Source organism: Acinetobacter pollinis (genome assembly GCF_015627175.1).
Classification (GTDB): Bacteria; Pseudomonadota; Gammaproteobacteria; order Pseudomonadales; family Moraxellaceae; genus Acinetobacter; species Acinetobacter pollinis.
On the sequence record NZ_VTDQ01000060.1, the window covers coordinates 1 to 8,554 of the forward strand.

General features: G+C 38.8%; 2 protein-coding genes, 1 rRNA gene and 1 pseudogene. 2 read left to right on the forward strand and 2 right to left on the reverse strand.

Annotated features, from left to right (window positions below; translation table 11 throughout):
* Positions 1-16 precede the first annotated feature (16 nt).
* Positions 17-131: ribosomal RNA gene (gene rrf / locus I2F23_RS13160) — 5S ribosomal RNA — on the forward strand.
* A gap of 144 nt (positions 132-275) precedes the next feature.
* Here rrf and rsmB read toward each other — a convergent pair.
* Together rsmB and fmt are read right to left on the reverse strand one after the other, a co-directional pair.
* Positions 276-1,568, reverse strand: coding sequence for a 16S rRNA (cytosine(967)-C(5))-methyltransferase RsmB (gene rsmB, locus I2F23_RS13165; protein ID WP_195773037.1), 1,293 nt, complete (start codon positions 1,566-1,568; stop codon positions 276-278).
* Positions 1,565-2,536 carry a methionyl-tRNA formyltransferase gene (fmt, locus tag I2F23_RS13170; protein ID WP_195773038.1) on the reverse strand — a complete coding sequence of 324 codons (972 nt, stop codon included), beginning with the start codon at positions 2,534-2,536 and terminating at the stop codon, positions 1,565-1,567. Before fmt ends, rsmB begins: the two co-directional genes overlap by 4 nt.
* A gap of 400 nt (positions 2,537-2,936) precedes the next feature.
* Between fmt and I2F23_RS13175 the strand changes: the two are divergent.
* A pseudogene (locus I2F23_RS13175) lies at positions 2,937-8,554 on the forward strand (hypothetical protein); the annotation flags it as partial.

Below are 8,554 nucleotides of genomic sequence, written 5' to 3' on the forward strand. Positions count from 1 at the left end.
TCTCCATAAAAGTTATGCTGGCGACAATAGCGAGAGTGAACCACCTGATCCCTTCCCGAACTCAGAAGTGAAACCTCTTAGCGCTGATGGTAGTGTGGGGTTACCCATGTGAGAGTAAGTCATCGCCAGCATCTAATTCCTAAAAAGCCTCCGTAAGGAGGCTTTTTTTATGCGTTTTAATTATGATCTAATTCAGAATGAATTTTATTATTTAAAAGTCTAACTTGAGATATTTATTATTAAAAATAAATATCTCTTTTATAGCTCTTATGAAACTAAATGACTTTTTGAATTAAGCAGTAGTAAAATCCATCGCCAAACAGATCGACTGGAAGTAATTGTCGACCAAATTTTTGCTTAATTCCCCAATGATTATTAATTGGTATTTCTTTTGCATCTATATGATTAGAAAAGAAATTTTCCATTTGGTTCTCATTTTCAATTTTTAAAATTGAGCAAGTGATATACAAAAGATATCCACCTATGGAAAGTTGATTCCACATATTATTCAAGATTTTTTCTTGTAATTCTACTGTTTGAGTAATATCAGACATTTTTCTTAAAAGTTGAATATCAGGATGTCTTCGGATTACACCAGTTGCAGAACAAGGAGCATCCAGCAAAATAATATCAATATTTTCTTTTGACTGCCATGTTGTTGCATCTGAATTGATGAGCTCAATATTACTGTTATTCAGTTTTAAACGATAAAGGTTTTCTTGTATTCTTTGAATTCTATTTTCATTATTATCTAAAGCAATAAGTTTATTTACTTTGAATTTTTCAAGAATATGAGTAGTTTTTCCACCTGGTGCAGCACATGCATCAATGATGGTTTTACCATCAAGCTTCTTATCAAATATTTCGCTAGCTAGTTGAGCATTCTCATCTTGCACAAAAAACAGGCCCTCTTTGAATCCTGGTAATTGAGTTATAGGGATTGCTGAGAAAATCTGTAAGCCGCTCTGAGAAAAATTACATTTTTTAGCCTCAATATGATTTTCCTCTAATAAAGCTAAATAATTATTTCTAGTAGTTTGTTTTTGATTAACACGGATAGTGAGAGGAGCATACTCTTTGAGCGCCAAACATAAATCTTGTATCTGCTCTGGCCAATCTCTTTTTAATCTTTTATATAACCAACTTGGTAGTCCATGTGCATTAACAATGATCTGTTTAAAGTTTTCTTGATCTCTAGAAACCTTTCTTAGAACTGCATTTACAACACCGCTTAAAGGAGAAAAACCTAGTTGTTTAACAGCGGTTACTGTCTCAGATATACTTGCATGAGGGGGAATTCTTGTAAATATTAGTTGGTATATACCAAGATAGATAAGTCCTTCAACGTATGGGTTATTTAAATCTTTTTTTAATAAGGGTAGTGAAGCTGCTTTTATATTATACCAATAGCGCAGTGTACCTAATACCAGTTGGTGGAAAAGTGCTCGATCTTTTTCTGTAATATTATTTAGTTGGTCATCTAGAAGTTTTGATAAGGATTCACCCTCTTGAACTTTAGATAGAAGATAGCCTACTTTTGCTCTTAAGTTAAATTGTAATGGATTCATATGAGCACCTGACCAACTGCTAATTTTTGAGTTTGTAAAATTTGTTCTGAATTAAGAGGTTTTCCTCCAGGCCATTGTAAATTTGTGAGAGTAATCACTGTATTTTTACCACATAAAATACTGACTCCACTATGGTCAATATCTAAAATAGTACCAACCTGTAGATTGTCTAATTCATTACTATTTTTAGGATGACTAACCTTTCCCTTCCAAACTCTAATATTTTCTGCTGAGAGTTGTATAAAAGCAACAGGCCATGGATTAAATGCGTTGATGTTACAAACGATCTGTGTCGCTTCAACATTCCAATCAATTTGAGCTTCTTGCTTCGTTAACTTACTGGCATAAGTTACTTCATCATCTTTTTGTATTTGTCGTTGAGCTAATAATTCATTCAAGTGCGTTACAGATGATACTGTTTCAACAATAGCTTCAGCACCAAGTAAAGATAATTTATCATGTAGCGTAGATGTACTATCGTCTGATTCTATTGAGCACGATTTCTTAAGCAACATATCCCCAGTATCTAAACCAGCTGCCATTTTCATAATCGTGATACCAGTTTCTTTATCTTGAGCGGCAATTGCACGCTGAATGGGTGCAGCCCCACGCCAGCGAGGTAAAAGTGATGCATGAATATTCAGACAGCCGTATTTAGGCATATCCAAAATAGCTTGAGGTAAAATGATTCCGTATGCTGCAACAATCATTATATCTGCATTTAGAGATTCTAATTGTTTTTGTGCTTGAATTCCTTCCTCAGTAGAACTTCTAAAATTTAATGGTTGAAAAACTGGAATATTATGATTTATAGCAACTTGCTTTACTGCTGAAGGTGTCAGTTTTTGGCCACGGCCAGACTTTCGATCAGGTTGGGTGTAAACGGCCACGACAGTATGGTTAGTTTGAAGAAGTGCATTTAAGGCTGTTGCAGCGAATTCAGGCGTACCTGCAAATATAATTCTCAAGCTAAAGTCTCTATTTCTAACAATTGGATAACTCTTATTATAACACCTCCTAAATTTTCTAAATCTTTTTTCAATATTTTAAAAATAATGCATATGTACTTTTTTTATACATAAAAATAGTTTATTTGTATCAGATTATTAAGAAAATAATATCACTTGCTAGGTATTTTATGAATATAAATTCATTTATTATCATATTATGATTTGATTGATGCATTTTTTATATTTATTATAAATTATAGTAAATAATATAATATATCTGATAACTGGTTATCAGATATAATTTCAGTATAATGTATAAATATACACCAATAATAGTATGTAACTAAGAGTATTAACTATGAATAAAATTTATAAAATTGTTTGGAATGCAACACTAGGTACATGGGTGGTTGCTTCTGAAATGGTTAAGTCAAAGAAAAAAACTGCTAAAGCTATTGTTGGTGGGACAGCATCAATAGTGTTAATTACTTTTTCACAGGGTGCTTTTGCGTTGGGGGAGGGAAGTGGAAATGGTGTTAGTGCAACTCCAAAAAGTACAACCAATGCTACATGTCCTACACCAACAGCAACGTATACTGCTGATATTGCATTAGGTTGTGGTGCAACAGCAACAAGCAATAATTCTGCGCAAGGTGGGGACTCTGCAACAAATTCTTTTGGTGCTGTGGCAATTGGTAGCAGTGATAACAGAGGACTTGCTAATGCATCGTATACGATTAACGGCACAACCTATAATACAAAATCAACCACTGCTGCTGGTACTCAGACAGTAGCCATTGGTTCTGGTGTACGTGCTTTAAAAGGTGAGTCGACGGCAATTGGTAATGACTCTGATGCTATCGGTTTTGCTTCTATAGCAATTGGTGGTGATGATATTGGCAGTGTGAGTGATGCAACGAAAACTGGTTATCAATCTGTTACTGGTACTGCATTAGATACCAATAAAGGTCAATATGGTAATGGTGGCTTGACAGGAGGTTACCGTACAACTGCATCGGGCGATGCGTCGATGGCTATTGGAATGAATGCTAGATCAGCAGGTGATTTATCTACAGCGTTTGGTACACAAGCAAAAGCAATGGCTAACTCTGCATTAGCAGTTGGAACAACTGCTAATGCTTCAGGCGCTGGCTCTACGGCTCTTGGTGTAAACTCAAGTGCATCAGCAGATAAAACAGTTGCATTAGGAGCAAATTCACAAGCGACTATAGCAAATGGTATTGCATTAGGTGCTGGCTCAGTTGCATCTACTGCAAGCGGTGTAGCTGGTTATGACCCATCTACAGGCTCAAACTCGTCAAATAGTTCAAGTGCTTGGAAATCTACAACTGCTGCGGCATCTGTTGGTAATGGTTCAACACTTACCCGCCAAATTACAGGTCTTGCAGCAGGTCAACAAGATACTGATGCAGTTAATGTTGCACAACTAAAGCAAACTAAGACATATACTGATACTTTAGCAAATAGCATAGCGAATGTCCTAGGTGGAAATGCTTCTGTAACAAATGGCTCAATTAGTATGAGTAACATCGGTGGCACAGGAAAAAGTACACTTAATGATGCTATAGCGAGCGTACAAACTACAGCGACGCAAGCAAAAACTACTGTTACTAAAGGCGATAATATTGAAGTTGCAACGAACCTAAATGCTGATGGTAGTACAAATTATACAATTACTACAGCAAAAGCTTTAAAAGCCAATAGTTTAGCTACGGGTGATACTACAGTAAATAATAACGGTTTAACTATTAGTAATGGACCAAGTATCACAAAAAGTGGAATTAATGCAAATGGAACCTCAGTAACTGGAGTTGCTGCTGGTACCATTTCATCAAGCTCTACAGATGCTGTTAATGGTAGCCAAATTTCAGCAATCTCTAATTCTACAAAAACCTTACTTGGCGGTAATGCTAAAGTGGGTACGGACGGTACGGTTACGACTACAGATATTGGTGGTACAGGCCAGTCTACAGTTAGTGATGCAGTTGCAAGTGTAAAAGCAGCAGGTGCAGCAGCACAGGCTACAGCAGATAAAGGTTTAAACTTTAAAGCAAATAATGGTACAGCAGATAAAGTTTCCCTTGGTGAAACTGTAACACTTGCTGATGGAACCAATACAACAGCAACTTACGATTCTTCAAGCAATACCTATAAGTACAGTGTGGTCGATGCACCTGTATTCTCAGGCGTAGTTAAAGCCAATGGTTTTGATGCAAATGGTCAAAAAGTTACCAATGTAGGTAACGGTACGATTGGTAGCAATTCCACAGACGCAGTAACAGGTGGTCAAATTTCAACCATCTCTAACTCTACAAAAACGTTGCTTGGCGGTAATGCTAAAGTAGGTACGGATGGTACGGTTACGACTACAGATATTGGTGGGACAGGTCAATCTACAGTTAGTGATGCAGTCGCGAGTGTAAAAGCAGCTGGTGCAGCAGCACAGGCTACAGCAGATAAAGGTTTAAACTTTAAAGCAAATAATGGTACAGCAGATAACGTTGCCCTTGGTGAAACTGTAACACTTGCTGATGGAACCAATACAACAGCAACTTATGACGCATCAACCAATACCTATAAGTACAGTGTGGTCGATGCGCCTGTATTCTCAGGTGTGGTTAAAGCCAATGGTTTTGATGCAAGTGGTCAGAAAATCACGGATGTAGGTAACGGTACAATTGGCGCTAACTCTACAGATGCGGTGAATGGTGGTCAGATCTCAACCATCTCTAACTCTACAAAAACGTTGCTTGGCGGTAATGCTAAAGTAGGTACGGACGGTACGGTCACCACTACAGATATTGGTGGAACAGGTCAATCAAATCTGAGCGATGCAGTCGCGAGTGTGAAAGCAGCAGGTGCAGCAGCACAGGCTACAGCAGATAAAGGTTTAAACTTTAAAGCAAATGATGGAACGACTCATAACGTTGCTTTAGGGGATACGATCACTCTTGCTGATGGAACCAATACAACTGCAACTTTTGATACGACAACCAATACCTATAAGTACAGTGTTGTCGATGCGCCTGTATTCTCAGGTGTGGTTAAAGCCAATGGTTTTGATGCAAGTGGTCAGAAAATCACGGATGTAGGTAACGGTACGATTGGTGCCAATTCTACAGACGCAGTAACAGGTAGCCAGATCTCAACAATTTCTAACTCAACACAAGCTTTGCTAGGTGGCAATGCTAAAGTGGGTACAGATGGCACAGTTACGACTACAGATATTGGTGGAACAGGTAAATCAAATCTGAGCGATGCAGTTGCAAGTGTGAAAGAAGCAGGTGCAGCGGCACAGGCTACAGCAGATAAAGGTTTAAACTTTAAAGCAAATAATGGTGCTACAGATAATGTTGCTCTTGGTGAAACTGTAACACTTGCTGATGGAACCAATACAACAGCAACGTATGACGCATCAACCAATACCTATAAGTACAGTGTTGTCGATGCCCCTGTATTCTCAGGTGTAGTTAAAGCCAATGGTTTTGATGCAAGTGGTCAGAAAGTTACCGATGTAGGTAACGGTACGATTGGTGCCAATTCTACAGATGCAGTAACAGGTGGCCAGATCTCAGCAATTTCTGAATCAACGCAAGCATTACTAGGTGGTAATGCTAAAGTGGGTACAGATGGTACAGTTACCACTACAGATATTGGTGGAACAGGTAAATCAAATCTGAGCGACGCAGTTGCAAGTGTAAAATCTGCAGGTGCAGCAGCACAGGCTACAGCAGACAAAGGTTTAAACTTTAAAGCGAATGATGGGACAGCTCATAATGTTGCCTTAGGAGATACAGTTACTCTTGCTGATGGAACCAATACGACTGCAACTTTTGATACAACAACGAATACATATAAGTACAGTGTTGTCGATGCACCTGTATTCTCAGGTGTAGTTAAAGCCAATGGTTTTGATGCGAGTGGTCAGAAAGTTACCGATGTAGGTAACGGTACGATTGGTGCCAATTCTACAGATGCAGTAACAGGTGGCCAGATCTCAACAATTTCTAACTCAACACAAGCTTTGCTAGGTGGCAATGCTAAAGTGGGTACGGACGGTACGGTCACCACTACAGATATTGGTGGAACAGGTAAATCAAATCTAAGTGATGCAGTTGCAAGTGTAAAATCTGCAGGTGCAGCAGCACAAGCCACAGCAGATAAAGGTTTAAACTTCAAAGCGAATGATGGGACATCTCATAATGTTGCTTTAGGGGATACAATTACTCTTGCTGATGGAACCAATACAACTGCAACTTTTGATACGGCAACAAATACCTATAAGTACAGTGTTGTCGATGCCCCTGTATTCTCAGGTGTGGTTAAAGCCAATGGTTTTGATGCGAGTGGTCAGAAAGTTACTAATGTAGGTAACGGTACGATTGGTGCCAATTCTACAGACGCAGTAACAGGTGGCCAGATCTCAACAATTTCTAACTCAACACAAGCTTTGCTAGGTGGCAATGCTAAAGTGGGTACAGATGGCACAGTTACGACTACAGATATTGGCGGGACAGGTAAATCAACACTTAATGATGCGATTGCAGCAGTTTCTTCTGCAGGCGATGCGAAAAATGCAGAAACTGGCAACTCGGTTGCATCTGCATTGGGTGGTGGATCTCAATATGATGCAACGACTGGAAAAGTATCGAGTCCTGTTTATCAAGTGAATGGAAAAGATCAAACAGGCGTAGAAGGTGCAATTAAAGCATTAGATCAAGGATTTACTGTTTCAAGTAATGGGAATAATGCTCAAGCAGTAAAAGCTGGTGATACGATTGACATTGGTATAGCAAAAGATGAGAAGAACCTAACAGTCAATAAAACAGGTAATGATATTACCTATGCACTTAACCGTAATTTAGATGTAGATAGCCTTACTGCTGGTAATACAACTTTAGATACCAATGGTGTGAAAGTTACAGATGCAAGCGGGAATACAACACAAGTTGGTGCTTCTGGAACAACTGTGAAAGATGCTTCAAATAATGTAGCGACTTATGGTGCGACATCTACAGAATATAAAGATGCAGACAATAAAGTACTTACTACTGTAGGTAAGGATGGTCTAAGTGTTGCAGGTGGCCCAAGTATTACTTCATCGGGTATTGATGCTGCTGGAAAAGAAATTACGAATCTTAAAGCCGGTTCAATCCAATCTGGTTCGACAGATGCAGTAACGGGTGGACAAGTTGCAGAAATACAAACAAGTCTACAACAACAGCTTGGGACACTTGGGACGAATACTGTTCAGTATGCAACCAATAGTGATGGTAGTGTAAACTACAATAGTATTGTCGCTGGCAACGGCAAAGGGACAGCAGTCACTACGGGTACAGATAGTTATGGAAATAGTGTTGTCACTGGTGGTGGAACAACAATTTCAAACGTAGCAAATGGTGTGAGTGCATCAGATGCTGTGAATAAAGGACAGCTTGATTCAGCAATTAGCAGTAACATCACAAATGTAAAAGATGGTAACGGCAATGGCGTAAGTGTTACTGGCCAAGTGGTTAACCAAAATTATAGTGCAACAAATCCTAATCAAGATTCACTTTTCTTGACCTATGATAAAGCAGGTCAGACTACAAGTGATCAGTTAACGATTGGCGAAACTGTTCAGAAAATGAATAAAGAAGGTGTGAAGTTCGCCCATACCAATAGCACAAGTGGTAAAGACTCTAGCGCAGGTGGTGAAAACTCGACTGCTTTAGGTGTCAATGCAATTGCTGGTTCAAATGCGAACAATTCTGTTGTTATTGGTAATAACTCAAGTGTGACGGGTGCTTCATCGGTAGCAATTGGTGATGGCGCTGTTGCTTCAGGAAACCAATCTATCAGTATTGGTACAGGTAACCAAGTGACTGGAAATAACTCAGGTGCCTTTGGTGATCCATCTATTATTAATGGTGCAAATAGTTACTCTGTGGGTAACAACAATACCATTAGTACAGACAATACTTTCGCTTTAGGTAATGATATTACTCAAACGACAGCAGGTTCGGTTGTTTTAGG

Excerpts from the sequence above, each read along its gene's own strand:
- rsmB (WP_195773037.1), bottom strand. The coding sequence starts at position 1,568 with ATGAATCCATTACAATTTAACTTAAGAGCAAAAGTAGGCTATCTTCTA.